Genomic DNA, 26229 nt, shown 5'->3' with positions numbered 1-26229 from the left:
GAGGTGGGGGCCAGCCGCCCTAGACGGCGACCTTCTTCTTCGCGACCGCCTTGTCGAGCGCGGAATCCAGATCGTCGATGATGTCCTGGATATCCTCGATGCCGATTGAAAGCCGCAGGAGGTCGGGCGCAACTCCAGCCGCCGCCTGCTGCTCTTCGTTCAACTGCTCGTGCGTGGTCGTTGCCGGATGGATGATCAGTGACTTGGCATCACCGACGTTGGCCAGCAGCGAGAAGAGCTTGACGTTGTTGATCAGTGTTCGGCCGGCCTCGCGACCGCCCTTCACACCGAAGACGACCATTGCGCCGTAGCCGTTCTCGAGCTGTTCCGTCGCAACCTGATGATCCGGGTGGCTCTTCAGGCCCGGGTAGGTTACCCAGCTGACACGCGGATCGGCCTCGAGCCACTCGGCAACCTGTTGTGAGTTGGCGCAGTGGCGATCCATCCGCAGCGACAGCGTCTCGAGTCCCTGGAGGAAGAGGAACGCGTTGAACGGCGCGAGGGCAGGGCCGAGGTCGCGGTACGGTTCGACCCGGGCGCGCAGGATCCAGGCAAGATCGCCAAACCGCTCGATATAGTCTTCCATCTTCGGAAACTTGCCATTGGTCCAGTCAAACTTGCCCGAATCGACGATCACGCCGCCGATCGACGTGCCGTGGCCGCCAATCCACTTCGTCGCCGAGTGGACGACGATATCCGCGCCATGCTCAATCGGTCGGCAGAGGTACGGCGAGGCGAAGGTGTTATCGACGATCAGCGGCAGGCCGGCCTCGTGCGCGATTGCGGCCACGTCGCGGATACGGACGACATCGAGCTTCGGGTTGCCGATCGTCTCGATATAGATCGCGCGGGTGCGATCGTTAATCGCATTGCGGAAGTTATCGAGATTGGTCGGGTCGATGAAGCGCGTCACAATCCCGAGTCGCGGCAGTGTCACGGCGAACAGGTTGTAGGTGCCGCCGTAGAGGCTGGCAGCCGAGACGATTTCGTCGCCAGCTTCGAGGAAGGTAAAGATGGCAATTGCCTCGGCCGCCTGACCGGAGCCAGTCGCTAGCGCGCCGATTCCGCCCTCCAACGACGCGATACGCTGCTCAAGGACATCGTTGGTCGGGTTCATAATCCGCGAGTAGATGTTGCCAAATTCCCGCAGCCCGAACAGTCGCGCAGCGTGGTCGGCGTCGTGGAAGACAAACGACGAAGTCTGGTAGATCGGCACTGCTCGCGAGGTCGTCGTCGGGTCGACCTGCTGGCCGGCGTGCACCTGGCGGGTGTTGAACCCCCACGGCTTCGGCTCGTGCGTCCCGTTTCCATTATGCTCTGCCATCGGTCTATCAGTCCCTCTCTGTGTGTATCAACGAATCGTGTCGGTCAGTGGCTGGCGCGCCGGATCACCGCGAGCCCGGCCGAGCGGTGGCGCGCGGACGATCCACCTGGGGGCGAGCGCATTCAATCAGCCGCCTCCGTCTCGACTGCCTCCGCGAGACGCGCCACTCGTCGGGTTCCCGGCTGGCCAACACCGTCACGAAGCACAGCGTCGAGCCGGTGGAAATCCTTCAGGAATGCGTCGTGCCCGTGCGGCGAGTTCAATTCCCAATACCGGGCAGCGCCGCCGCCTCGGGTGATCGCCTCCGCTGTTGCCTGAACGTGGACGGTCGGGAACAGCACGTCCGACCGCACCCCGATGACCAGTGTCCGGGCGGAAATCCGCCGCGACGCCTCGGCCAGCCCGCCGCGCTCGCGACCGATGTCATGGCTATCCATCGCCCGAAGGAGATAAAGGTAGGCGTTCGCGTCGAACCGCGTTGCCAGCTTATCTCCCTGGTATTGCAGGTAGCCCTCGATGTCGAACCGACCCTGGAACTCCGGCCAGGCGTGATAGCGGGCGTCCGGATGCCGGCCAAACCGCATCGTCATCGACTCGTCGGACTGGAAGGTGAGCATTCCGACCATTCGGGCGAGAGCGATACCTCCAGCCGGCTGCTGGTTGCCATAGTCGCCCCCTTGCCAGCTCGGGTCGAGCATGATCGACCGGCGCTGGATCTCGTTGAACGCGATTCCCTGTGCGTGGAATCTACCCGAGGCAGCGACGACGACCAGCCGCGCGACGCGCTCCGGCGCGGTTGTCGCGAGCTCGACGGCCTCCATCCCGCCTAGCGAACCGCCGATCGCGCAGGCCAACCGGCCAATGCCGAGAAGGTCCAGCAACCTCAGGTTCGCGTTGACCTGATCGCGGACGGTAACGGCCGGGAAACGAATACCCCAGCGAGCGCCGTCGGGCGCGAGCGTGCACGGCCCGGTTGACCCGTAGCACGACGCGAGCGTGTTGGCACAGATGACGAAGAAACGATCCGTGTCGATCGGCCGGCCGCTGCCGATCAACGGCTCCCACCAGCCGGGCCGGTCGCCGGGGATCTCCGGATGCGCCGCCGCGTGTGAGTCACCGGTGAGGGCGTGGAAGACGAGGATCGCGTTGTCACCCGCGTCCGAGAGCCGACCCCACGTCTCGTACGACAAGACGACATCGTCCAGCTCTGCGCCGGCTTCGGTGACAAACGGATCGGCCGGTGTCGCAATCCGGATCGTCTGTTGGGCGACGCTTGGCTCCCAGGCGATGCCCGGCGCGGCGATGATACTGGAGGCTCCATGCGTATGCGCGTCGATCGGTGTGACACTGGTCATTGGTCGCGGCTCCCTTCGTTCGTCGTTCGACTGGAACGGCGGGAGCGCGCAGGACATCGACACATCGCCCCCGCGCGGGGACGGGACGCGCCCGTGGTACCACCCCGCTTCACCACCGCCTCGCGGCGACGGACTCAGCTGGTGCATGTCATGCACACGTAGCCCTGTATCGGGGGCGATTCCGGCGACTCCTACTGTGCGTCCATGAGGTTCGCCAAACGGCTGCGCATCAAAGCGATGCGAGGCATGGCGTGGCACGGCGCTGTTCAGATCGCAGCTCGGAGGTCATATTCAACGGGCTGGTCGACGCCACCTCACACCATCTGTGGCTCGCTGTGCCGGCAGTGTGCCGTTTACTCGTCCTCGTCGTTGCCGTAGCTGCCCTGCGCCGGAGAGGAAGAACAAAATCACCATCTCAATCGAGATGGTGGTTGCTCGATTCGCTCATCTTCCGGAACCAGGTTCCGGCGGAATTGGCACCGCACGCACGAGACGCCGGTTGCCGGGTTTCTAAGGGCCGATTCCCTCCACCACTCTGGATGAGCGCAGGGTCTATTCAGTTGTGGAACAGACGATACCAGCGCCCCCGGGCCGTGTCAACCCATTCTTCGTGGTTTGTCGTGGTCCAGTGAATCTGTCACTCCGAATGGGTCAGTGAAAATGTCACCCCATGAAGGAGACAGTGACGTTGACCACCCGAGACCAGACGCGCGCGGCGGCCTGTTCGAGTCAGTCAAACGCTCCTGGCCGTCGTAGAGGGGGTGATGTGTCTGGCATAGCCGACTCGGGAGTAGACTGGTGAGCCGAATTGGCCGACGGACCCCGTGTGTGGGTAGTTGAGAAAGGTGGCGGGCGTGGCAAACCGGCGCGGATACTCGTACCAGACTCCCGACGAGTTGAGTGAGATGGTCACGCGGGTGCATAAGGGCAGAGCCTACCTCGTGCATCCACAGGTCGTCCTCCACGAGCTTCGATCGCGGCGTTCCGCAATCGGGCAGTTCAATGGCTTGCTCGCCGACCATATCGTCGGGCTTGCCGGAACAATGGCCTTTTTCTACCTCCTGTGTGGGCTGATGATGGGCTGGGGACTCTGGCAAAGCATCCTTGATCACGATCATGGCTTTGACCCCTATCCATACTCGTTCCTGTTCTTCATCCTCGGGGGCGTGATGCAATCGCTCTTCGTCCCGACAATGCTCACGGCTTCAAACCGTTCAGCCGAGCGCGACCGCGTGAAGGATGAAGCCGATCATCTCGCCTGGAGCCATCTCTACGATGTGAACGACGAGCAGCTTCAGATTCTGCGCCAGGTAGCGGAGTGGCTGGCTCAGCAGCCTGAGGGGGCTGCCGGCCAGACGCCAGCTTCTGAATCCCGATCAATTCCGTGACCCGAGATATGTCAATAACCGCCCAGATCGCTTTCGGTGGTGTCATCATCACCGAGCTGTTCCGGTGGCGGATCCACAGGACCATGACAACGTTTCACGCTCCGCGATTTACGAGTCTCGGTCCCGATGAAGGGCAGGATTCATGGCGCCCGACGAGCCGACGCTAAGTGGACGTAATCCCGTCCGAACGCGGGCGGCAATTCTCGCGGCGGCTCGTGACCTGGTGCTCGACGCCGGGCAGCGGCTGTCCATCCGTCACGTTGCCGAGTTGGCTGGCGTCACTCACGGGACGATCTATCTGTACTTCCGTGACAAAGACGATCTGCTCTACCAGGTTGCCGAGTCTACGGCGCACGAGATCGTCGCGCGCCTCCGCCGGCTGCCACGCGGTATCGGCGCTGACGAGCAGCTGCGCCAGACATTTCTCATTCTGTCCAACGCCGCGCTCGATGCGCCGGACGCCTTTCATTTCATCTTCACGCTTCGTCCGGCTCGCGCAACTGCGGCGCCGGCCATGTCCCCGCTCGCGGCCGTGCTCGAAGCGCCTCTGGTCGACGCGGTCGCTGCAGTACTGGCTGATGGCGATGACATCGCGCCGGCAATCGCCCGCGCGCTGCTGCTCAGTATCGTCGGATTCGTCGAGGCCGAGAGAGCCGGGATCACTACGCGCACCGAGCTTCAGGCGATCGCCGATCAGACGATTGTGCTCATCATGGCCGGCCTTCGCGTCAGTTGACTGCACGTCGACTACGTAATTCTACGTATGCTCGATGCTCGGACGACCCACGGCAAATTGCGCATTCTTTCCGATGGGATTCGCGGGACAGTTCCGCACAATAGCGGCAGTCCACTGGAACGATCCGCATGGCGGCGGGAATCGGCACACGCGAGCCATTCGCGCAGGAAGGCCCTGGAATGGTCGACCACCTGGTCTGGCAGTCTCATATTGTCCCGAGCATGTTCAGCGAGGCGTCGGACACACAGCATCCTCGCCCGGCGCGTGATGCCGACCCCCAGCCAGACCCACCACCAGATGACAACAGCGACGAGACGGACAGATCGTGGATCGACGAGCTTGCAGCGGCGCTTCGCGACCTGGCTCGAAAAGGCACGAGGCGGGACGATGGCGATCCCGCGACGCGAAAGGCGAATGATGAACCCTGATCCTCAAGAGTTGGTGACCCAGCAACGGCACGGGTGACGGACTCCGGACCTCAGAAGTCCTTCCCTCCCTCCTTCCCATCTTGCTGAGGCGGCCGACCCCACATTTCGGCCGCCTCCTTGTGTCAGTCGTTCAGCAGATCGAGTGTGGAGATGAAACTTTTGACAATGTTGGCAGGTACTGTTATGTTCCAGACACGCGACCCGCCGTATTCATGCTTCCGCAACTCGTTCGCCTGCGTCCTGTGTTTCCGTCAGATTTCGGCGTCGAATCGTCGCGTTTCTCCCGTTCGACTAATGCAGAGAGGGCACACCCATGATTGACAATCTCGTCGGCGTAATCCTGCAGTCTGCCGAAAGACACGAGTACAGGAATGAGAACGGTGGACCAATCAAGCTCGTCATTGGTCTCGACAGCGGCGCCGTCCTTCGTGGCCACCTCGTCTCACGAAGTGACTGGTTCCAGATCAATTCAGTCAACGGTGAAGGCAACAAGATCGTCAATGGCGAGACGCGGGTAGTGCCGGGCAGTTGGCCTGCCGACCTGGTCGTCGAACCCGATACGGACACACACGACGCAATCTACCTGACAATGGTCGAGTTCCTATCTGGCGACACATGGGTCTCCGGTTGCAGCGTGGCGGTGGATCGAAGCACGGTCATAATCTGCGGCGACCAATATTTCTCGCGCAGTGGGGCCAGAGGCGGAGGGTGACGTGAGCGCATGGTATTCGTCGCTCGTGAGCAAGAAATTCTGACACTCCGTGGAACACTCGACCGGGCTTGCAACGGCGACGGTGGAGTCGTCATCATCGTGGGCGAACCAGGCAGTGGAAAGACAGTCCTGCTGCGCCGAGTTGTGGACTACGCCGAGGAACACGTCGATCGACCGCGGATCATTCTGGCACGCTGCTATACCAGCGATGTGGCCGATCCCTATGCTCCCTGGCGCCAGCTGACTGCGACCTATCCGGCGCTCGAGCATCGACTGCCACAACCGATCGGTGAGGCCGAGCCGGCCGTTCAGGGCATTGCCGAGCTCGGCCGGCGCGTCACCGAGGCGCTCATCGACGCCGCTGCTGATTCGCCGATGGTCGTCGCCTTCGAGGATATCGACCTCGCCGATGACTCATCGCTCGTTCTCTTACGCGCGCTCGCGCAGCGCGCGGCATCGACGGCGCTGTTACTCGTGCTTACCGTCAACGCAGCACAGACGAATGCTTCACGACTCGCCGGCTGGCTGAATACTCTCGTCTCCGAGAGTCGGGTCACACTGCTTGAGATGACGCCGATCAGCCCGGAGGAAATCTCGCGCCATATCGACGAAATCGCCTCCAGTCGGTCGCCGGCCACCCGCCAGCGAATATCCGAGACGCTCGTCAGGCTCAGTGGCGGTAATCTGCTCGTGCTCAATAGCCTCCTTGATGTGTTCGAAACGGGCGTGATCGATCTCGTCTCCGACGACGACATCGCCGAGCGATTGCCAACCTCGTTCGGCGGCGTCATCGCGGCGCTTGTTGGCCGGCTGCCCTCTTCAACAACCGACATACTGGGGCTGGCTGCTATCGCTGGCGAAACAATCGACCTCGACATGCTCGCCGAGCTCAGGTCAATCGCGCCGGTCGATCTGGCTGGGCGTCTCGATGCCGCGCTAGCAGTGGGGTTACTTGTCGAGGATATCGATGGCACGGTTCGGTTCCGGCATGGCGTGCTCCAGCAGATGCTGGCAAGACATCAACCGGCATTACAGCGACGACTCGCGCACGCCAACATTCTGGACTGGCTGCGCCACCAGCCCGACAGCCGTGCCGGCGAGATTGCTCGACATGCGGAACGATCCGGCGACCTGACGACTGCCTATCATGCGCTTCTCGATGCTGCTCATCAGGCGCGTGACGAATTCGGCTTTCCGGAGGCAGCGAAGCTGTATATGAAGGCACTCTCCATTGCTGAGCGCCTCCATATCCCGGACGCCGAGCAGGATAGCGTTCGCCTCGCTATGGCCGACGTCCTGGTCTGGAATGACCGAGTGCGAGGCACGCGAGAGATCGATCGCGTTACGACCCGCGCCGGGCTGCGTGGTGACGCGCTGATGCTCGCTCGATCCGCGCAGCGACGCGCAACGATGCTCTATGAAGATGGCGATGTCAGCGGCTGTCTGACTATTCTGACGGAGGCCATCCCGATCCTCCGTGCCGAAGGAGACACCGAGTCGCTCGCCACAGCGCTCACGTACACCGGCTACTGCCACGGATCAGGGGGCCGCTATGACGACCTCGAAGACATCGCGGAAGAGCTGCTGGAGTTGGCGCGGCAAACTGGCACGCCGATGTATCAGGCGGTCGCGCTCCAGTTTCTGGCCAGCCTGCGCGTTGGCCGTGGTGAGGGAGGGGATGCGCTTGGGCTCGTCCTCCAGTGCGTCGACATCGCGGAGGAGCTCGGCCATGTGGACCACGCGACCGACTACGCTGCGGTAGGAATCGTCACCGGGGTTGTTGCTCATCTCCACGAGCCCGCCCGTATGCGGGCACTCCTCCAGCGCGGGGAGGAGCTCGCGCGTCTCCGCAGCCTGCGCCTGGTGGTCTCCGACACCCCCGAGCCAGCGTTCGTTTCCGTCCGCTTCCTCTACGGAGACTGGGATGTTGTTCGTTCGGCAGTCCCGATCCTTGAGACCCTGGTTGATTCTTCACCGAAGGTTGTCCGCGACATGACCGCCCTCCTTGTCGCGGAGCTGGCGCTCGCCGAGGGACGCCGTGCCGCGTGCGAGCTCGCGCTCGATCGGGTGGCCCGGACTGCGTCGGATGGCATCGGCGACCACGCCTCTCGCACGTGGATGGCGGCCGCGTCTCGGCGAGTGCAACTATGTCTGGCGACGCGTGACATTGCCGGCGCAGCCGAGTGGGTCAACGCAATGGATCGTGTTCTGGCCGAGCGCGAATTTGCGCCGGGACGACTCGCGCTGGACATCGCCAGAGGCCGGCTGGCGCTCGCTCGCGGCGACACGACCACGGCGCGAACGATTGCAGTCGACGCGCGGGACAAGGCGCACGCGACACATCATCAACTGGCGTTCATCCAGTCCTGTTTGCTCGAAGCAGAAGCACTCCACATAGCAAACTACCACGACGAAGCTGCGCGATTGGCCACGATGGCGATTGAGCGTGCCTGCGACTGTCAATTGCCCTACGAAGGCGCCGAGGCGCGAATCGAGCGGGCGAGGGCTTTATTGGCGTCAGGCGATGCAGTCGCCGCACATGAGGATCTTGCTCGAGCCGGCGCGATATTCGCCCGACTGGGCGCGACGGCGGGCATTCGGGAGATTGAGTCTCTGACGCCGAGAATCCGCGCTACCCGGCCGGCCGGCGTTACCGCGCGCGAGATCGAAGTCCTGCGTCTTGTTGCGCAAGGGTTGTCGGACCGCCAGATCGCGGATCAACTCTTCATCAGCCATCGCACGGTGACGACGCATGTCGGGAACCTCCTGGGAAAGACGCAGAGCGCCAATCGCACCGAGCTCGCAATCTGGGCGCTCCGGCACGATATCGTCGGCTCAACTGACGAGGGGGTCATGGTATGACGGCCGGGGTTGCCGTTACAGTATTCGGCGCGTACCCGGTCAACTCGACATAACCCAGACCGAGAGCGGGTTTACCGGCAACAACGCCCTTCACGACAACCTCGCCCTCCCAGTAGGTCACCCCCGTCGTCGCCTGCGTCTGTAGCTCCTGATCGGCCAGTGAGGGTGTCAGCAGAATCGACCAATCGTGAGTTGGCAGGTCGATTTGCCAGCCGGCCGGGTAGACCGCGCCCGAACGCGGGCTCGTCCATGTTTCGACTACACGGACGTCGATATCCTCGGCGGCGAGGTGGTGGGCGACGCCAGCCGGATCGACAATCGTCCCGTACTCCGCCGAGAGCGATCCGTCGAGGCCTCTCACGAGCGAGATTGTCATGTCCCAACCGGTATCAAGCTGAACCGAGAACCAGTCCCACCCGCCACCGCCGACCTGGATGAAGTTGCCCCACTGATGATCCATCCATGCCTCACCGGTCACCGAGCGCGGGTCTCCATCGACGACGAGTGTTCCGCTGACATCCAGCCGCGTGCGCGAGTAGTAATACGAGCCGCCGGCCGGGCCGAACGACACGTAGCCATCGCCATCGTGCAACGCGGGCGGCTTCGCGGCTGTGAGATCGAGATCGATTGCGAATCCGGCCATGTCGGCCACCAGTCGATCGTGACCGAGCGCGCCGGCCATCGTCCAGCCATCGAGGTCGAGGCTGAACCCAGCCTCGGTGTCGCGTCGCGCATCCGGCCCCGCTCGCTGATCGTAGACGAAGCGCTGGCCGGCGTTGTCAGTAACCGCGAAGTGCGCGGCGTAGTAGGGTGGGAACGCGCCACGCTCTGCCTGGAAGATGACATATTCGAACCCGTAGCGAGCGCCATCGGCAGTGAAGAGGTGGCCGGTGTAATACCACCACTCGGTCAGCATATCGTGAGGCGCTTCATCTCCCGGAAAGCGAATTGGCTCGATGGCTGGGGATGGCGCGACGAATGCCGCTGCGGCGCGAGTGGCGGTAGGCTCACCGGTTGACGCGCCGCTGGTCTGGGAAGATGCACCTGCGCCGCAACCCGCGATGAGGGGCGCCAGCAGCGCAAAGGCGACGACAAACCGGCGTCTCAATGATCGAACTCCTTTTTCGGCAGCAGCCGTGCTATCCAGCTCGGCAACCACCAGTTGGCGTCACCGAGCAAGCGCATCGTCGCCGGCACGAGCAGCGCGCGGACGATGGTCGCGTCGAGCAGGACAGCGAGCGCGATGCCGAGGCCGAGCGCCTTGACCAGCACGATCTCCGCTGACACGAACGAAAGCGTGACAACAACCACGATCAGTGCCGCGCCAGTGATGATCCGGCCGCTGCGCTGGAGCCCGATTGCGACACTGCCGGTGTTATCGTGCGTCTCCAGATACGCCTCGCGAACGCGAGACAGCAGGAAGACCTCATAGTCCATCGACAACCCGAAGAGCAGGCAGAACATCAGAATCGGTAACGATGCCTCGACGAAACCGAGTGGCTCGAAGTCGAGAACGTTCGAGAAATGCCCTTCCTGAAAGATGAAGACGAGCGCGCCGTACGACGCGATGATCGACAGCGCGTTCATCAGGATCGCCTTGAGCGGCAGGACGACCGAGCGGAACAGGAACAGCAGCACGAGGTACGTCGATAGCACAACCACCGCCGCAACCCGCGGGAACTCGGAATACATCTCATGCACGACATCGACCACTTCGGCAGTGCCGCCATCGACCAGCATCTGCGTGTCTCCGCCGATCGGCCACGCGCGGATATCTCGGAGCAACGCCTTGTTCGCGGTGTCAGTCGGCAGACCGCGAGTGTAGAGAAGGACGACCGTGGCATCTGGGCCGGCCAGCTTGGCTCGCGCGGCGGAGATGAACGGATCGCTCGTCTGCCCTGTGTTGTAGAGAAGATCGTACTGCGCCAGGCTGAGGCGGGGATCGAGAGTGACCAGGCTATCGATTCGCGTCACCCGGTCGTCCCCGGCAAAGTGGCGGGTGAAATCCCAGAGCGCCGCCAGATTCTCCGGCGTGGTGGGCTCTCCGCGTGTGCGGAGAGCGACGACGATCGGCGAAATTTCGCCATCCCCGAACTCGCGTCGTAGCACCTCGAACCCCTGTCGCGACTCGACCCGTAGCGGCAGAATCGTGGCGTCCGGCGAGGACAGCTCGACGTTGGCGAACGGCAACCCGAGTGTCACCAGAAAGATTATGACCGGGATGAATACGCTCCATGGATGGCGCATCACCCAGCCGGCGAGGATGGCCCAGAACGAGCCGCCGCGGTGATCGCCCCGGTGGAACAGGCGCAGCCGATCGATATGGGGGCCGACAAATCCGAGGACGGCCGGCAAGAGCGTCAGCGCTCCCAGGACAGCGACAGCGACGACAAGCGCTCCCGCCACGCCAACCGAGCGCAGGAACATGAAATCGAACAGCGCCAGCCCGGCCAGCCCGATCAGCACCGTCAGCCCCGAGAAGAACACCGCCCGGCCGGCAGTGCCGACCGTTACGGCAATTGCCTCGACCAACGGTCGGTGAGGCGCCTCCTCACGGAACCGGCTCGTCATAAAGAGCGAGTAGTCGATTGCCAGGCCGAGGCCAAGCATCGTCGTCAGATTCAGGACAAAGATCGACATATCGACTGCGTGAGCGATCAGCCAGAGCAGCCCGATGACGGCGGCGACACTGAGCGCGCCAACGGCGAGCGGCACCGCCGCGCCAACGACCGAGCCGAAGACGATGACGAGAGCGATGAGCGCGAACGGAATCGCGATTACTTCGGCCCGCCGCAGATCCTGCTCGGAGATTCGCTCAACGTCCTCGTAGAAAGCCGGAGCGCCGGCCAGTGTCACGGTGACTTCCGGAGACTCCACGATCGCTTCCCGAATCGCCGGCATCAGCCGCTGCGACTGCTCGGGCGATAACGAGAGCTGCACCAGTGAATAAGCCGTGTGCCCGCCTCGCGAGATCTGCGCCGGATTCTGCTGGAATGCCGTTACACCAGTCACCTCGGGCAGCCGCATCACGCCAGCCAGTGCCCGATTCGCGGCCTCGGAATATTGCGGCTCGAACGCAGTCAGTGTGTCGGATTGAAAGATCACCACGAGCGTGGAAGGGGAGAAGCTCGGGATCTCATCTTCGAGAAGTTGCCGGGCACGAGCGGCTTCGATCGTCGGGTTCGAGAATCCGCCGACCTTGAGAACGTCCGTCATCCGGGGCAGGATCGGAATCGCAAGGATGAATGCTACGAACCAGACCAGAACAACCAGTCGTCGATGCCGGTAGGACCATCGGCCGATTCTATAGAACATCTTCCTCGCTCACGCCGCGATCCTCTCGCGCTTCCCCGCCCGGCCTGATTGTGACGGGTCACGGCTCCGACCGCCAGTGGCTATAGTCGCCGCCTGGCCCATTGACACGGGATCGTCACATTTCATTCCACTTTCGCGCGCCCCCGCGGCAGGCGCTCTGGTATCTTCAATCCTGATGACTGGTAGAGGTGACGCTTGGAGGAGATAGCCGATGGATCATCAGATCGCGCTTGGGAGCCTGGTCGTCGGAGCTGATGACAGACCGGTCGGCAAGGTGACCCGCCTCGTCGTATCGCCAGATAATCGAGAGGTTCTTGAGATCATCGTCCGCGCCGGCCATCTTCTACATACTGACCGCATCGTTGAGGTATTCAACATCGCGCGCATCGAAGCTGGCGTCGTTCAGTTGGCGATTCCCGCCGACGAGGTATCACGGTTGCCTCGGTTGATCTACCACCAGTATGTCACTCCCGCGTCGAATGAGACGGCCGACAATGCGTACCCTATCGCCGGCAGCATCGCGGGTGGGCTAACGGCGCCCGGAGTCTGGGGATCGGGTTACTCTGGTAAGGGATTCCACGGCGTCGACCGCCCGTTCTTCGAATCGGCGACAATCGATGGCGGAGCGGTCGAACGCCGGTCGAATCTTCCGGACGACAGCGTCGCGCTCGGCCGCGGTGTCGAGGTTGTCGATCGGGACGGCCGGGCAGTTGGGGCACTAAGCGAGATTATCTACGGTAACCGCGATGAAATCACCGCCATCGTCGCCGCCTCCGGCATCTTCCATCGCGACCGGGTCCAGATCCCGGCGGCGGCAATCGCGTCGATTATCGACGACAGGATCACGCTCACGACCGTCGCGGGAGACTTCGACCTCCCGCCGGCCTGACACACAGATTCCTTCATTGTGGGGATGGGGGAAGCGCGGCGGGTGATGAACCCGCCGCGTTTTATTTGCCGCTCATCCACCGCAATCGGTTACGCTACGCATTGCTACCGGTGATTGTCGGAATGAAACGAGGGCGAGACAGCCATGGCTGATGACAACGAACAGTCGATCGACCACAAAGACCGTGTCCGGCATCAATTCGGGAGAACCGCCCAGGACTACGTCACCTCCGAACGGCACCGCTCCGGCCGCGATCTCGATCGGCTGGTCGAGCTCGCCGACCCGACACCGGGTGACGACGCCCTCGATATCGCCACCGGCGGCGGGCACACTGCGCTGGCGCTCGCGCCACACGTCCATCACGTCGTCGCGAGCGACTTGACGCCGGAGATGCTCCGTGCCGCCGAGGGATTCATCCACGGAGAGAAGGGGATCGAGAACGTCTCGTTCGAGATCGCGGAGGCCGAGCACTTGCCGTTCGACGACGCCAGCTTCGATATCGTCAGCTGCCGGATTGCCCCACACCACTTCGATGACGTCCGCGCTTTTTGCCTCGAAGTCGCCCGGGTGTTACGGCCAGGCGGGCGTTTTGTGTTGATCGACTCGCTCGCCCCAGAGGATGACGAGCTTGATGCGTTCATCAACGAGGTCGAGTGGCGACGTGACACGACGCATGTCCGCGCCTACAAGCTCTCGGAGTGGCGCTCGTTCATCGAGGAGGCCGGCCTCGTCATCGACGCGATCGAGCCGTTCCAGCGTCGCTACGAGTACGAATCGTGGACAGGAAGATCGAGGATGACCGAAGCCGCAAAGGATGAGCTCGAGCAGCTCATTCTAACCGCGCCGGACCGGATCCTCGAAGCATTTGCCATTGACATCGACGAGGGCGCGATTCAGTCGCTAGACGACAACAAGCTGCTGCTCCGCGCTCGCAAGTCCGCAAGCTAGCGCGTCAACCTGCTTCGATTCCCTCGACGAAGTTGAACTCGGCAGCCTGGGCAGCCGCAATGCGTTCGGCCAGCGGTGGATGTGAGTGCAGCAGGATCACCACGGCGCGCGGGGGATTGGGATCGGCCAGATTCTGCGACGCGAGCTTACGCATCGCGTCCGCATAGGCGCGCGGGTTGCCGGTCAGACGAATGGCGTAGGCGTCCGCGCGCCGCTCGATCCTCCGGCTGTAGCCAAGCTGGAGCGGCGAAAGCAGGACGCCGGCCAGCGACATCGCAATCCCGAGGATCGGCAGCGAACGTGGGTCGGACAGACTGCTGGTTCCGACAAGGCCGGGCCGGCGCCGCAGCGCCTCGCTGGCAAGACGACTCACCGTCGCGGTTGTCACCACCGTGGTCAGCCCGGCCAGCCCGATGAAGCGCCAGATGTCCCTGTGCACCTGATGAGCCGCTTCGTGGGCGACGACCCCTTCGATCTCTTCGGGGTTGAACGTCGCCAGCATCGTATCGGCCAGCACGATCCGCCGGGTCCGGCCGATGCCGGCGAAGAAAGCGTTGGCCTTCGCCGTCCGACGACTCATGTCCATCTGCATCACGTCCGCAACCGGGACACCGGCCCGCGCCGTCAGATCGCGCAGACGCGCCGCAAGCGCCTCATCACGCAACGGTTCGTACCGATTGAAACGCGGCGCGATCAGAATCGGGAACAGAAGCGACATCGCGGCTGACAGCGGGACCACCGCCGCCGATACGACGAGCCACCAGCGGCGTGGCCAGCGACGCAGCACAGCGTAGAGTCCCTCGACCAGCCCGAGCTCCAACGGCAGACTCATCGCCGAACCCTTGATCATGTCAGAGATCCACGATCGCCGATCCTGCGTGCTCAGCCCATAGCGATGCTCGACGGTGTAGCTGCTGTAGTAGCGCAGCGGCAACCCGGCAAGGGTCGTCATACCCGACAGGATGGTCGCAAAGCGCAATCGCTGAACGAGTGATTCGCCACCCGCCGGGAGAAGCCGATCGGCCAGTCTCCGTGATAGCCCACTGAACACGAACGCCAGGCCGAACAGCAGCGACAGAAAAGCGCCGAGCAGACTGAGGCGATCCTTCGTTCTGCTGTAATCACGCGCGCGCTGCGCCTCGCTCATGCTATCCCTCGATCCGCCACCGCAATCCGGGTTGCCAATCGCCGCACCGATCCGTAGCATCCCCTCCAACGCCGAAGGAGAGGATGTCGGATGCAGTCAGAGGATACACGCCCTCGCTCGCGGGACATCGGGTTACGGATTGGCACGCTGCCGACCGGGAAGCAGAACGCGATCACCGACGTCGCAGGTGTCATGGTCGGACAGACGACGCTGATTGCTGGCGACGGCCCGCTGATCCCTGGCCACGGACCGGTTCGCACTGGCGTCACCGTCATCCTGCCGCATGCCGGCAACCTGTATCGCGACAAAGTTCCAGCGGCCATTCACATCATCAACGGCTTCGGCAAGTGCATGGGCCAGGAGCAGGTCGACGAGCTGGGAACGCTGGAAAGTCCGATCGCGCTGACTGGCACGATGAATGTCGGCCTCGTCACCGATGCAATCGTCGCCTGGAGCATCCGAGAGAATCCCGACGTCGGGATCGACGCCTCGACGGTCAATCCGGTCGTCGGCGAATGCTCGGATGCATGGCTCAACGACATGCAGGGCCGGCATGTCCGGGAAGAGCACGTGCTGGCGGCGATCGCATCGGCAAGCGCAGGCCCGGTCGCTGAGGGCACAGTCGGGGCAGGCGTCGGAATGACGGCGTTTGGCTACAAGGGCGGCATCGGCACGTCCTCACGGGTCATGCCAGCTCACCTCGGCGGATGGACAGTCGGGGTGCTTGTGCTGGCCAACTTCGGCCGGCGTGGTCAGCTAGTTATCGACGGTGTCCCGATTGGACGAATACTCGCCGCCGAAGACGACGTGCCGGAGCGTGGCTCGATCATGATGATCGTCGCAACCGACGCACCCTTGCTGGATCGCGGGCTGCGACGACTGGCCCGCCGGGCAGGCATCGGGCTGGCGCGCACTGGCTCGATCGCGGGCAACGGGAGCGGCGACTACGTCATCGCCTTTTCGGCTTCGCCATCCGTGCGAATACCGTACGAGCCTCTGACGCCGACCATCCAGGTCGAGCTGATGATTGACACCGACAAGCCGATCGACGCGTTGTTTCAGGCGACGGTCGAGGCAACAGAGGAAGCGATCGTCAACGCGCTCTTCCGCGCAACGACAGTTGTCGGTCGCGATGGCAACACTCGCGAGGCGCTTCCAATCGAGCGTGTCACCGAGCTGCTCCGCGCGGCCGGCCGGCTCGACAATGGCCGTTGAGCCGTCTCAGTGAGCGCGATGTCCGCTACGTCTGTTGGTGTTTGGGCAGTGACATCGACTGTTGAACGCGAACGGAAATCCGCATCCGCCGGCTGAATCCAGCCGGCGGATGCGGATCGATGCCTGGACGGTACGGGTGGGCGTCACTGAGGCGCCCCTCCAGGCAGCCTGTCCGCGGCTACTCGCCCTCGACCAGCACGTCGCTGATCTCATCACCGGCGCGGAACGGCAACTTCTGAATCGGGGTCAAGTCGCGGACCATGGATGAGGTATTGACGACATTCAGGCTGTTGAAGATGAGCTCAAACCGCTCCTGCAGCTCTCCGCAGATCTCGCCCTTTGTCGCGTCGTCAAGGTCCCAGAGCTGCTTCTTGAACGGACCGATGGCCCGCTTGCGCGCCGTGTAATAGAACTGGGCGTCGGTCATGTCCGGCTTGCGATCGCCCGGATGATTCTCGTCGAGGTAGGCATACATCTCTGCGAGCAGATCGGACGGGAACGCACTGCTGTCATACATGATGTTCTGGAAGCCGGTCGCCAGGTGGACTTCGCAGGCGTTGGCTTGAGCAAAGTGACCGAACGCGGTCTCCGGGAGCGTCGAAGCGCCATGCTGGACCGCGCCAGCGATCCCGTATTTCTCGCGAGATAGCGTCGAGAGCTGGCCGAGGGTCTCGAAGTCGACCTTTACCTTGGCGATCGTGCCATCCGGCAACACAATGCCGCCGTGGCTGGTGCCAGTCTGGACGCTGATCTTCGAGATGCCGGTCAGCTTGCCGCCATCCATCGCGGCCAACTCGCGCTGGAACTGGCGCATGAACGCCTCCAGCTCAGCGGGGGTCGAGTTCTCGGTCCCCACCTCGCCGATCTCACCGCCGACCGAAACGGTGACATTCTCCGGCTCGTGCTGGCGGATATAGGCGGTCAGCTCGGCGGTGCGGCGGGCGTTCTCAGCCTGCTGCTCATCTTCGGTCGGAAAGGAGAGGTCGACGATGGTCGATGTGTCGACGTCGATGTTCAGGAATCCGGCCGCGAGCGCCTCGTCGATCAGATCGCGAACCCCCTGAACCTCCTTTTCAGCGTCTGCCTTGTACCCCTTGGCATTGATCTGGAAGTGGTCGCCCTGGATGAAGACTGGCCCCTGGAAGCCCTCGCGAATGGCGGCCGCAAGGATCGACGCGGTGTACTCGGCCGGCCGCTGCTCGGTGTAGCCCATCTCGGAGCGTGCGATTTCGAAAATTACCTGCCCCACATCGAGCTTGTTTGCCGCGCGAGCGATCGAGCGCGCAGTATCGTAGGCCATGGCGCGGACATTGATCGCGGGGGTCGTCTGGTTGTGCCAGACGTTGCGGCCGCCGGCGATGTAGTAGTCGTGAATCGAGGCCGGAGGGCAGCCAAGGATCTGGGCAAGCTCCCAGATGAGGTGCCGGGCTGCCAGCTTCATTACATCGGCGCCTAGCGCCGATGTATAGGCCAGATTATCGACAAACTCACCACGCAGACCATGGGCATCAGAGACGTGGACGCCGTCCTTGTGCACTTCGCCGTATGGGCGAAAGGCATCCAGCAAATCGCTTCTGGATTCGTATGCGCGCATTGCCATCCCTCCCTGACCGTACCTTCAGCTGTCTCGTGCCAGACTCGCTGAATCACCACATGTCGCGCAACAATCATACCCCTGGTCGTGAAAGCGGGGACGCCGGCTCGAAGTCTGACAAATTACCGAGAGCGCCCCGCCATTACAGGTACCGGTCGAACCAGCCGCAGATACGCTCCAGTCGTTCCACGCGATGCGCAGGCTTGCCTGCGCGGGACAGCCCGTGACTCTCGTTCGGAAAACGGACGAATTCAGTTGTCTTACCCAGTTTCCGCAACGCGGTGAACAGCTCTTCGGCCTGGCCGATCGGGCAGCGAAGATCGTTCTCGGAGTGAACAATCAACAGCGGTGTATTCACGTTCTTCACCCAGGTGAGCGGCGAACGGTCGATGTAGTGCGCCGGATTGTCGTACGGTGTGCCGGCAAATTCCCAGTCGTTGTACGTCATATTCATATCGCTGGTGCCGTATGTCGAGATCCGGTTCGCAGTGGAGCGCTGGGTCACGGCGGCGCGGAACCTGTCGGTCTGCCCGACAACCCAGTTGGTCATGTAGCCGCCGTACGAGCCACCGGTGATACCCAGCCGATTCGAATCGACGAAGTCAAGGCTGGCGAGATAGTCCGCGCCGGCCATCACATCCCGGTAGTCGGCTCCGCCCCAGTCGCCCAGAGCAGCGGCGACGAACTCCTGCCCGTAGCCAGTCGAGCCACGTGGATTGGTGTACAGGACAACATAACCGCGCGCCGCGAGCACGTGCAACTCGTGGAAGAAGCCGACACCATACATGCCGTGCGGGCCACCATGGACCTCGACGATTGCCGGGTAACGAACGGCGGGGTTGAACCCCGGCGGGGTCAGCAACCAGCCATGAACCTCGACGCCCGGATCGCTCTCGAAGCGGACCTCGCGGATTTCGCCGAGCTCGACGCCGGCCAGCATCGCCCGGTTGATATCGGTGATCTGCTCGACCGTCCCATCGGGCCGACGGACGAACACCTCGGTCGGTATTGCCATCGTGCTGGCGGCAAAGGCAACCGTGCCATCGTTCGAGATCGTGAACGACTGAATATCCTGGGCGCCATCAAGCAGCGGCGCGGCCGGGCCATCCACCGCGCACCGATATAGATGGACGCTGCCGGCGTCACTCAACATTGTGTAGACGGCTGAGCCATCGACGGCCCAGACAGGAGTCGGGTTCGGCAAGCCATAACGAGCATCGGCGATGGCCGAATTGCCCGGTTCGCGATCGTGGGACGACAGCAATCCACGTAACTCATCCGCTCCACGGTCGTAGATAAACAGGTCATCAAGCGTGACCGGCCCGTACTTCTCGGTGATCGGGTGGCCAACCCAGGTAACGACATCGCCGGCCGGCGACCATGCTGGAGTCGAGTAGTTGCCATCCCCCGCGGTCAGTCGCTCGGCGCGGCCGGTGGCCAGCTCGATCGCCCAGATGTCGGACAGCCGGTTTTCCTTGCGATCCTCACTGCGATTCGACACAACCGCCAGCCACTTTCCATCGGCTGAAAAGGCCGGCTGAATCGAGTCCCAGTCCCCATCGGTCACCATGCGGGCCGCGCCGCCGTGGGCGGAGACGAGATGAACCTGGCGGTTCTTGCCGTCGAAGAATCCCTCGCCGTCCATTCGGTAGAGCATCGAGGTGATGACCCGCACATCGCTGGCCGGCTCCTCCGCCAGCTCGACCTTGGCGACGTAGGCAAGGGAGGTCGAATCGGGGGACCAGGCCAGATCCGAAGCGCCGTTGGGACCATCCGTCGCCTGCCACGACTCGCCACCGTCGGTGTGCATGACGTGAATCTGGTTGCGGCCGCTGCGATCGGACAGGAACGCGAACATCGTCCCGTCTGGTGACCAGCGCGGGCTGGTGTCCTTACCGTTCCCCGTCGTCAGACGGTAGGCTGTGCGATCGCCATCCAGATCCGCGCCCCAGATGTTGGACTTGTATCCGTCGCAGTCGCGATCGACCTCGGTCACGACCCAGACCACCCGCCGGCCATCCGGGGAGATATTCGGGTCGGCGACGAGACGGATGCTATACAGGTCGTCGATCTCAATCGGACGTCGGGTCATCGTGTCATCCTCCGGTCACTGGTTTGCGGGCGTCTCACTCGCGCGCATGATAGCCGCTCCCAGGATGCGCCGCTGGATTGCCAGACCGGAATAAGCGGCGCCCGGGGTGGGGGTGCCCGGGCGCCAGGGGTGTGGAGGGGGAGGTTGAACCTCCTATATGACATAATACCACATATTGTGATCTCGTGCGCCGTTGCGACGCGGCTCTAGCGCCCGACCATCTGCTGTATCGTGACGAATCGATATCCCTCTCCACGCAGCTCGGAGATGATCTCGGGCAACGCCTCTGCATCCGCCGAGGCAGCGCCAACGTGGAACAGGTGGATTGCGCCGGGAACGGTTCCGTCGACCACCCGGCGAACGATCTCCGAGGCGCTCAGGCCCTTCCATCCCAGAGAGTCGACCGTCCACAACACGTTGACGCTGTAGCCATTTGCCAGCAGGTCTGCCGGGACCGAATCATCATAGTCGCCATATGGAGGGCGAAAGTATGGGCGCATGTCGTAGCCCGCAGCTTGCTCGACGGCGTCGGCCGCCCGGGTCAGCTGGCTCGCTCGTTCGGCGCTTGTCAGTGGCGGCTCCCCGGTCGAGTTGCCGGTCCACGAGGCGTGATCCCAGGTGTGGTTGATCAGCTGGTGTCCTTCGTCTGCCATCCGACGGACGAGGTCGGGGTTCTGCTCCGCCCAGACACCAGTCATCCCGAATGTTGCGTGGATTCCGTTCGCCTTCAGTGTGTCGAGAATCTCCTCGGCGTAGCCGCGATCAGATCCGGCGTCGAAGGTCAAGGCGACGATTTTCTCGGTCGTATCAGCTCGGCGGATTGTGATCACGTCGGCTGCCGGTGGTGGGGGCGGGATTGTTGCCGTCGGCCCCAGGGTCGCGGTCGGGGGTGGTGGGATCGTGGCGGTCGGGGCCGGCGCTGCGGTCGGCTCGGGCGTCGGCGAAGGCATAGCAGTCGGGGCACGCGTCGCGGTCGCTGAGGCAGTCGCGATCGGCGTTACTGTCGGCGCGGCTGTCGAAGTCGGCCAGGCTGCTGCCGAAGGGCTGGCCTCACGACTGGCGGGGCCGGAGCAGGCGGCAACGGCCAGGATCGTCGCCACGAGGATCACGAAACGCACCGACTGCTACCTCTCACCAATCACACGCAAGTGTCCGCTACGAGTGACAATGACGGCCGCGTCCCCAAGTTATGAAGGTGTGGAATCAGAATCGGTCCCGGCGAGCATGGACTGAACCATCCAGAGCAGCGGAATAGCCGCGACGACCGTCAGGAGCGTCTCATCGCCGGTTGGCAGGTCGGTGTGCCAGCGGGCGCCGTCGGTCGGGCCACCGATTCGCCAGCGATCAATGCCAACAGCGGAACAGATCTGGGCCAGGTCGCGATGGCGCGCATCGGCCGGCCCGGTCGGGGCCACCTGCACGACCACGTCGCCCGGCCGGAGCACGCGGAGACCGCCCAGTATCGCGTCTTCGACGTGCTGGGCCATTACGAGCAGGCCGCCAACCTCGGCCAGAGCCAGCGCCGTGGCCCGGGCGATCGACATTGCCGGGCCTGCCGCGACCAGCAACACTCGGCGCTCCGGGTCAGCCAGCGCCCCAGCGACACCGAGCGCGACATCTCGGCTCGGGAGAATCGCCCGAACGAGCTCGCCCAGCCGCGGCAGCAACTCCGCGAGCGGAGCGCGAGGCTCAAAGCGGGCAGCAATGGCTGCGAGGGCGGCAATGAGAGCCGGCATTCTGGTGAGGTCGGTCGGAGTCATCTCCTCCCGCCCGATCTGGATCGTGATCGTCGCGTTCGAGATCGGGGCCAGTTGGGTCACGACGGCGATAGATGACAGGCCGGCATGATTCGCGCGCTGCACAGCGCGCGACGCGTAGGAGCGATCATCGCCGCTGGCAATGGCGATCAGCAGATCGCTAGCGTCGAAGCCCGGTGGATAGACCGCCAGATCGAAGGCGTGGCTCGCTCGCGCATCGATCCCAACCGCCCGCAGCAGATGCCCGCCGGCCTCGGCAGCGCTGGCGCTATACCCGGCGCCGGCCAGTCGCACCCGCCGGGCAGCCCCAACGAGCGCGGCAGCCTCCCGGATCGCGTCCAGATTGTCGGTAATCGCCGCGGTAATCAACTCCGGCTGGGCAAGGATGACCTGCTCCAGGTGCTCGGCATCCGATCGCTGGGCGTTTGACTCTCGCTCGACAACGGTCTGATTGCTATTCGTGGATTCGGTTGCCATCGCTTCGCTCGCCCTTCGTCCGTCAGCAAGGATACGACCCGGCAGCGAGCCGGGTCGACTGCGATACCGGGTTGCGTTGCGCGAACTACCAGATGCCGAGCTCGTCGCGGGCGTCCTCGGTCATCATGGCCGGCGACCAGGGCGGCGACCAGACAATCCGGACGAACGTGCTCCTGCTGTCATCGAGCTTCGCCACCGTCTGCTGAATATCCTGGATGATGACGGGGCCAAGCGGACAGCCCATCGACGTCAGCGTCATTGTCACTTCGACATCGTTGTCGTCCTTGATTTCGACCCCGTAAACCAGCCCAAGATCGACGATGTTGACGCCGATCTCAGGGTCATAGACTTGCTTGAGCGCCTCGAAGATCAGGTCGTCGCTCAGCTGCGTCATCCGCATCTCCTTGCAGTCAGAGCCGCTCGCGCGGTTCGGTTGCTACATGAATCTCGCCGTCCACGATGCGAATATCGTAGGTCGGCAGGGGGATCGTGGCCGGGAAGGACTCAACCGACCCGGTGCGGACATCGAAGGTCGCGCCGTGGAGTGGGCATTCGACGATGAAATCGTAGAGCTCTCCCTCGGTCAGCGACGCCTCCTCGTGGGTGCAGGTGTCATCGAAGGCGTACCAGCCGCCCTCTACATTGGCAATGCCGACGAAATGGCGGCCTGCTCTGACCGCCTTCATCTCACCCGGCCCAAGGTCTCCGACCCGGCCGACGCAGACGAACTGAACCACGCGTTCCTCACTCCCGACCCGCCGGGCCACAGCGGGCGCCATATCTGTTGGCGGCTCGACTACTCGTCGCCCGGCCAGCCGTGGAAGCCGTAAGCGCTCGCCTTGAGCACCTTGAGCCCGAGCAGCGCACACTTGATGCGCGCTGGGCTCAGTGGAATTCCGATCTCCTCAAGGAGATCGTCCTTGGAGATCGCCTTGACCTCGTCGATCGTCTTGCCCTCGACCATCTCGGTCAGCATCGATGTCGCTGCCTGGCTGATTGCGCAGCCACGACCGCTGAACTTGATATCGACGATCCGGTCGCCGTCGAGACGCAGGTCAATTCGAATACGATCGCCGCACAGTGGATTCGTGTCCTCATAGGTCGCATCGTTCGGATCGAGCGTCCCGTGGTTGCGCGGATTGCGGTAGTGATCGAGGATGTACTCACGATAGAGATCCGACATGGTCGCTTCCTGTTTGCCGCCCAGCGGCTAATTACCGAAGATCGATCGCACCCGGCGCAGGCCGTCGATCAGGCGGTCCACGTCGTCTCTGGTGTTATACACGTAGAAGCTGGCCCGAGCGGTCGCGTCCAGTCCGAGATGGGCATGGAGCGGCTGGGTGCAGTGATGGCCGGCCCGGATGCAGACGCCACCCTCATCGAGGATCGACGCGATATCGTGTGGGTGGATGCCGCCCATCGAAAAGCTGATCGCACCGGAGCGGCGCTCCGGCGGTGGCCCCCATGCGGTGAGCTCTGGCAGCTCGAGCAGCTGCCCCCATGCGTACTCAATCAGGTCATGCTCGTGGGTCGCCACATTGGCCATGCCCAACCCGGCAAGATAGTCACAGGCGGCGCCGAAGCCGACGGCGTCAGCGACGCTCGGCGTTCCGGCCTCGAACTTGGCCGGCAGATCGGCCCAGGTCGACTCACGCAGCCCGACAACCCGGATCATGTCGCCACCGCCAAGGAATGGCGGCATCGCCTCCAGCAGCTCACGCCGACCGTACAGCAGGCCCGACCCCATCGGCCCACACATCTTGTGGCCCGACGCGGCATAGAAGTCGACGCCGAGCGCAGCGAGATTCACCGCGACGTGCGGCGCGGCCTGCGCGCCATCCAGCATCACGAGCGCGCCATGGTTATGCGCCCGGGCGATGATCTCCTCGATCGGGTTGACGGTGCCAAGCATGTTGGACACGTGGCAGACCGACACGAGACGCACGCGCCCGGTCGCGAGGAAGCGGTCGAGATCTTCGAGTCGCAACAGCCCGTCGTCATCAAAGCTCATGAACTCCAGCATCGCGCCGGTCTGGGCAGCGACCAATTGCCAGGGCACGAGGTTCGAGTGATGCTCCATCTCGCTCAGGACGATGATGTCTCCGGGCCTGAGATTGGCCGCACCCCAGGTTCGGGCAACCAGATTGATCGCCTCGGTCGTGTTGCGGACGAATACGATCTCGGCGATCGAGCCTACGCCAAAGAAGCTGGCCACTCGGCGGCGCGCTTCGTCATATGCCTCAGTCGATCGCTCGGCAAGCGCATAGACACCGCGATGGACGTTGGCGTAGTCGTGGCGGTAGTACTGCTCCATGGCCTGCAATACCGCCTCGGGCTTCTGCGACGACGCGGCGCTGTCGAGATAGACCAGGCTCGGGTCACGGAGGATAGGGAACTGCTGACGGAGCGCGACGGCATCGAACGATGTCGACGCGGTCGAGGGTATTGCGCTCACAGCGACCTCCTGTTGGGTTCGCCTGCGGGGGAGACGCAGGCGAGGGAACGTAGGCGCCCCAAACGGGGGCGCGTCCGGGCGGGACGCACCCCCGCGGCAGAGTACTAGATCGCGTACCCGATCTTGCGGTCGATCGCGGTGCGAACCGTCTTCTGGACGGATTCGACCGGCACACGCTCGATCACTTCGTCGAAGAAGCCATCGACGATCAGCTTCTCCGCCTCCGTGCGAGAGATCCCGCGGCTCATCAGATAGAACACGTACTCTTCCTCGATCTGGGCGATCGTCGCGCCGTGCGTGCAACGCACGTCGTTTGCGCCGATCTCCAGGTTCGGGATTGAGTCGGCCCGCGCCGTCGGCGAAAGGATCAGGTTGCGGTTCGCCTGGTAGGCGTCGGTGCCGTGGGCCTTTGGCCAGACCTTGATGACGCCCGAGTAGACCGACCGCGAGCGATCCTTGATCGCGCCCTTGAACAGCAGGTCACTCGACGCGTACGGCGTGATGTGGTTCTGGCGCGTCTGGTTGTCGAAGTGCTGGGTGTCATCGGCGAAGTAGAGGCCCAGCATCTCAGCCGACGAGCCGGCCGCCAGCAGGTTCGAGGCAATCAGCGTTTTCGACAGGCGCGAGCCCAACGAAACGTTCAGCGAGCGGACGGCCGCGTCCTGGTGGATAGCGCCCTTCTGGGTAGAGAAGTTCCAGACATGCCGGCCCCAGTCCTGAACCTGAATGTAGCGTACCTGAGCGCCCTCGGCGGCATGAAGCTCGATGACACTATCCGCGATCGACTCCTCGTCGAGCGTTTCCGAGTCATAGAAATCCACCAGGGTAACGTCAGCATTCTTCTCGGCGACGATCAGCACGTGATTGAAGGTCGCGATCCCGGCAGTCTCCTGGGTAGAGAAGACTCGGAACGGCAACTCAATCTCGACATCGCTCGGAACATAGAGAACGACGCCGTTCGTCCAGAATGCCCCGTGAAGCGCGGCAAACTTGTTATCAGTGACTGCGACGGCCTCATCGCTCATGAAATAGCGCTGGAGCAGCTCCGGGTGCTCACGGACGGCCGTCTCCAGGTCAGCGAAGACGACACCCTGCTCGGCCAGCGCCGGATCCACCTCGAAGTAGATCGTGGAAGAGTCGCGCTGAACGACAACGCCGGAGACTTCGCCAGCGGCCGCAACCTCCGCGGCGACCGCGGCAGGCAGATCCGCCCGGCTCGACAGCCGATCGACCTGCTCGGCAAACGGCGCAACCTCATCGAGCGGGAGCAGCCGGATATCGGTCCGCCGCCACTCTTCGTCGGTGCGCTTCGGCATGGGAATCTGCTCGAACGCTTCCCACGCCTCGACACGCTTCTGGCGTAGCCAGTCGGGCTCACCCCTGCGGTGCGAGAGCTCCTCGACCGCCTCGCGCGAGAATCCCTTCGTCGCGCCTTGAATACTCGTAGCCATGCATCTCCCTCACGTCATCGGGACGCAGGATGCAGGACGCGAGGCGTGCGGCGACGATTCCTCGTCCCCCGTCCCTCGTCCCTC

At 63.4% G+C, this 26229-nt stretch carries 22 protein-coding genes and 1 riboswitch; of the genes, 8 read left to right on the top strand and 14 right to left on the bottom strand.

Going from position 1 to position 26229, the window contains the following annotated elements; genetic code table 11:
- Positions 1-19 precede the first annotated feature (19 nt).
- Positions 20-1324 carry an O-acetylhomoserine aminocarboxypropyltransferase/cysteine synthase family protein gene (locus V9F06_15075; protein ID MEI2618931.1) on the bottom strand — a complete coding sequence of 435 codons (1305 nt, stop codon included), beginning with the start codon at positions 1322-1324 and terminating at the stop codon, positions 20-22.
- 122 nt (positions 1325-1446) lie between these two features.
- Positions 1447-2679, bottom strand: coding sequence for a homoserine O-acetyltransferase (locus V9F06_15070; protein MEI2618930.1), 1233 nt, complete (start codon positions 2677-2679; stop codon positions 1447-1449).
- 441 nt (positions 2680-3120) lie between these two features.
- A riboswitch (SAM riboswitch) is annotated at positions 3121-3225 on the bottom strand.
- 308 nt (positions 3226-3533) lie between these two features.
- On the opposite strand from V9F06_15070, the gene V9F06_15065 reads away from it, so the two are divergent.
- From V9F06_15065 to V9F06_15045, 5 genes are all read left to right on the top strand, one after another.
- Positions 3534-4067, top strand: a complete 534-nt coding sequence (locus V9F06_15065; GenBank protein ID MEI2618929.1) for a DUF1003 domain-containing protein — start codon at positions 3534-3536, stop codon at positions 4065-4067.
- Between the two features lie 142 nt (positions 4068-4209).
- Positions 4210-4803: a TetR/AcrR family transcriptional regulator gene (locus tag V9F06_15060; GenBank protein MEI2618928.1), complete on the top strand. Its 594-nt coding sequence runs from the start codon at positions 4210-4212 to the stop codon at positions 4801-4803.
- Positions 4804-4931: 128 nt separating this feature from the next.
- Positions 4932-5231 (top strand): hypothetical protein, encoded by a 300-nt coding sequence (locus V9F06_15055; GenBank protein MEI2618927.1) that lies wholly within the window; start codon positions 4932-4934, stop codon positions 5229-5231.
- Between the two features lie 313 nt (positions 5232-5544).
- Entirely contained in the window at positions 5545-5943 is a 399-nt protein-coding gene (locus V9F06_15050) for a hypothetical protein (protein ID MEI2618926.1), read from the top strand.
- A gap of 9 nt (positions 5944-5952) precedes the next feature.
- Positions 5953-8805: an AAA family ATPase gene (locus tag V9F06_15045; GenBank protein MEI2618925.1), complete on the top strand. Its 2853-nt coding sequence runs from the start codon at positions 5953-5955 to the stop codon at positions 8803-8805.
- Here the strand turns inward: V9F06_15045 and V9F06_15040 are convergent.
- Both V9F06_15040 and V9F06_15035 read right to left on the bottom strand, forming a co-directional pair.
- A complete protein-coding gene (locus tag V9F06_15040) occupies positions 8795-9913 on the bottom strand; it encodes a carotenoid 1,2-hydratase (protein ID MEI2618924.1) in 1119 nt (372 codons plus the stop codon). The two genes, V9F06_15045 and V9F06_15040, sit on opposite strands and share 11 nt — an antisense overlap.
- Complete coding sequence (locus V9F06_15035) at positions 9910-12120, bottom strand: MMPL family transporter (protein ID MEI2618923.1); 2211 nt, start codon at positions 12118-12120, stop codon at positions 9910-9912. Before V9F06_15035 ends, V9F06_15040 begins: the two co-directional genes overlap by 4 nt.
- 211 nt (positions 12121-12331) lie before the next feature.
- On the opposite strand from V9F06_15035, the gene V9F06_15030 reads away from it, so the two are divergent.
- A complete protein-coding gene (locus V9F06_15030; GenBank protein MEI2618922.1) occupies positions 12332-13009 on the top strand; it encodes a PRC-barrel domain-containing protein in 678 nt (225 codons plus the stop codon).
- Between the two features lie 144 nt (positions 13010-13153).
- The gene (locus V9F06_15025) at positions 13154-13957 is read left to right on the top strand and encodes a methyltransferase domain-containing protein (protein MEI2618921.1); all 804 of its coding nucleotides are present in this window, start codon (positions 13154-13156) and stop codon (positions 13955-13957) included.
- 4 nt (positions 13958-13961) lie between these two features.
- Here V9F06_15025 and V9F06_15020 read toward each other — a convergent pair whose 3' ends face one another.
- Positions 13962-15104 carry a M48 family metallopeptidase gene (locus V9F06_15020; protein MEI2618920.1) on the bottom strand — a complete coding sequence of 381 codons (1143 nt, stop codon included), beginning with the start codon at positions 15102-15104 and terminating at the stop codon, positions 13962-13964.
- Positions 15105-15194: 90 nt separating this feature from the next.
- Here V9F06_15020 and V9F06_15015 point away from each other — a divergent pair, with 90 nt between their 5' ends.
- Positions 15195-16319, top strand: a complete 1125-nt coding sequence (locus tag V9F06_15015; protein ID MEI2618919.1) for a P1 family peptidase — start codon at positions 15195-15197, stop codon at positions 16317-16319.
- A gap of 178 nt (positions 16320-16497) precedes the next feature.
- On the opposite strand, the gene V9F06_15010 is transcribed toward V9F06_15015, so the two are convergent.
- From V9F06_15010 to sufD, 9 genes are all read right to left on the bottom strand, one after another.
- Positions 16498-17913, bottom strand: coding sequence for a class II fructose-bisphosphate aldolase (locus tag V9F06_15010; GenBank protein MEI2618918.1), 1416 nt, complete (start codon positions 17911-17913; stop codon positions 16498-16500).
- A 142-nt stretch (positions 17914-18055) separates the two neighbouring features.
- Positions 18056-20005, bottom strand: coding sequence for a S9 family peptidase (locus tag V9F06_15005; protein MEI2618917.1), 1950 nt, complete (start codon positions 20003-20005; stop codon positions 18056-18058).
- 206 nt (positions 20006-20211) lie between these two features.
- The gene (locus V9F06_15000) at positions 20212-21123 is read right to left on the bottom strand and encodes a polysaccharide deacetylase family protein (GenBank protein ID MEI2618916.1); all 912 of its coding nucleotides are present in this window, start codon (positions 21121-21123) and stop codon (positions 20212-20214) included.
- Positions 21124-21192: 69 nt separating this feature from the next.
- Positions 21193-22239, bottom strand: a complete 1047-nt coding sequence (locus tag V9F06_14995) for a hypothetical protein (GenBank protein MEI2618915.1) — start codon at positions 22237-22239, stop codon at positions 21193-21195.
- An 85-nt stretch (positions 22240-22324) separates the two neighbouring features.
- The gene (locus tag V9F06_14990) at positions 22325-22633 is read right to left on the bottom strand and encodes a metal-sulfur cluster assembly factor (protein ID MEI2618914.1); all 309 of its coding nucleotides are present in this window, start codon (positions 22631-22633) and stop codon (positions 22325-22327) included.
- 16 nt (positions 22634-22649) lie between these two features.
- The gene (locus V9F06_14985; GenBank protein ID MEI2618913.1) at positions 22650-22976 is read right to left on the bottom strand and encodes a non-heme iron oxygenase ferredoxin subunit; all 327 of its coding nucleotides are present in this window, start codon (positions 22974-22976) and stop codon (positions 22650-22652) included.
- A 59-nt stretch (positions 22977-23035) separates the two neighbouring features.
- Complete coding sequence (locus tag V9F06_14980) at positions 23036-23422, bottom strand: SUF system NifU family Fe-S cluster assembly protein (protein MEI2618912.1); 387 nt, start codon at positions 23420-23422, stop codon at positions 23036-23038.
- Between the two features lie 27 nt (positions 23423-23449).
- Positions 23450-24694, bottom strand: a complete 1245-nt coding sequence (locus V9F06_14975; GenBank protein ID MEI2618911.1) for a cysteine desulfurase — start codon at positions 24692-24694, stop codon at positions 23450-23452.
- 104 nt (positions 24695-24798) lie between these two features.
- Positions 24799-26145 (bottom strand): Fe-S cluster assembly protein SufD, encoded by a 1347-nt coding sequence (gene sufD / locus V9F06_14970; GenBank protein MEI2618910.1) that lies wholly within the window; start codon positions 26143-26145, stop codon positions 24799-24801.
- Positions 26146-26229 lie beyond the last annotated feature (84 nt).

This window comes from Thermomicrobiales bacterium (genome assembly GCA_037045155.1).
Taxonomy (GTDB): domain Bacteria; phylum Chloroflexota; class Chloroflexia; order Thermomicrobiales; family CFX8; genus JAMLIA01.
Note: the sequence above shows the minus strand (reverse complement) of the source record. Positions and strands in the feature narration are given on the sequence as shown.

Excerpts from the sequence above, each read along its gene's own strand:
- V9F06_15075 (MEI2618931.1), bottom strand. The coding sequence starts at position 1,324 with ATGGCAGAGCATAATGGAAACGGGACGCACGAGCCGAAGCCGTGGGGG.
- V9F06_15070 (MEI2618930.1), bottom strand. The coding sequence starts at position 2,679 with ATGACCAGTGTCACACCGATCGACGCGCATACGCATGGAGCCTCCAGT.
- V9F06_15060 (MEI2618928.1), top strand. The coding sequence starts at position 4,210 with ATGGCGCCCGACGAGCCGACGCTAAGTGGACGTAATCCCGTCCGAACG.
- V9F06_15055 (MEI2618927.1), top strand. The coding sequence starts at position 4,932 with ATGGCGGCGGGAATCGGCACACGCGAGCCATTCGCGCAGGAAGGCCCT.
- V9F06_15050 (MEI2618926.1), top strand. The coding sequence starts at position 5,545 with ATGATTGACAATCTCGTCGGCGTAATCCTGCAGTCTGCCGAAAGACAC.
- V9F06_15045 (MEI2618925.1), top strand. The coding sequence starts at position 5,953 with ATGGTATTCGTCGCTCGTGAGCAAGAAATTCTGACACTCCGTGGAACA.
- V9F06_15035 (MEI2618923.1), bottom strand. The coding sequence starts at position 12,120 with ATGTTCTATAGAATCGGCCGATGGTCCTACCGGCATCGACGACTGGTT.
- V9F06_15030 (MEI2618922.1), top strand. The coding sequence starts at position 12,332 with ATGGATCATCAGATCGCGCTTGGGAGCCTGGTCGTCGGAGCTGATGAC.
- V9F06_15025 (MEI2618921.1), top strand. The coding sequence starts at position 13,154 with ATGGCTGATGACAACGAACAGTCGATCGACCACAAAGACCGTGTCCGG.
- V9F06_15020 (MEI2618920.1), bottom strand. The coding sequence starts at position 15,104 with ATGAGCGAGGCGCAGCGCGCGCGTGATTACAGCAGAACGAAGGATCGC.
- V9F06_15015 (MEI2618919.1), top strand. The coding sequence starts at position 15,195 with ATGCAGTCAGAGGATACACGCCCTCGCTCGCGGGACATCGGGTTACGG.
- V9F06_15010 (MEI2618918.1), bottom strand. The coding sequence starts at position 17,913 with ATGCGCGCATACGAATCCAGAAGCGATTTGCTGGATGCCTTTCGCCCA.
- V9F06_15005 (MEI2618917.1), bottom strand. The coding sequence starts at position 20,005 with ATGACCCGACGTCCGATTGAGATCGACGACCTGTATAGCATCCGTCTC.
- V9F06_14995 (MEI2618915.1), bottom strand. The coding sequence starts at position 22,239 with ATGGCAACCGAATCCACGAATAGCAATCAGACCGTTGTCGAGCGAGAG.
- V9F06_14990 (MEI2618914.1), bottom strand. The coding sequence starts at position 22,633 with ATGACGCAGCTGAGCGACGACCTGATCTTCGAGGCGCTCAAGCAAGTC.
- V9F06_14980 (MEI2618912.1), bottom strand. The coding sequence starts at position 23,422 with ATGTCGGATCTCTATCGTGAGTACATCCTCGATCACTACCGCAATCCG.
- sufD (MEI2618910.1), bottom strand. The coding sequence starts at position 26,145 with ATGGCTACGAGTATTCAAGGCGCGACGAAGGGATTCTCGCGCGAGGCG.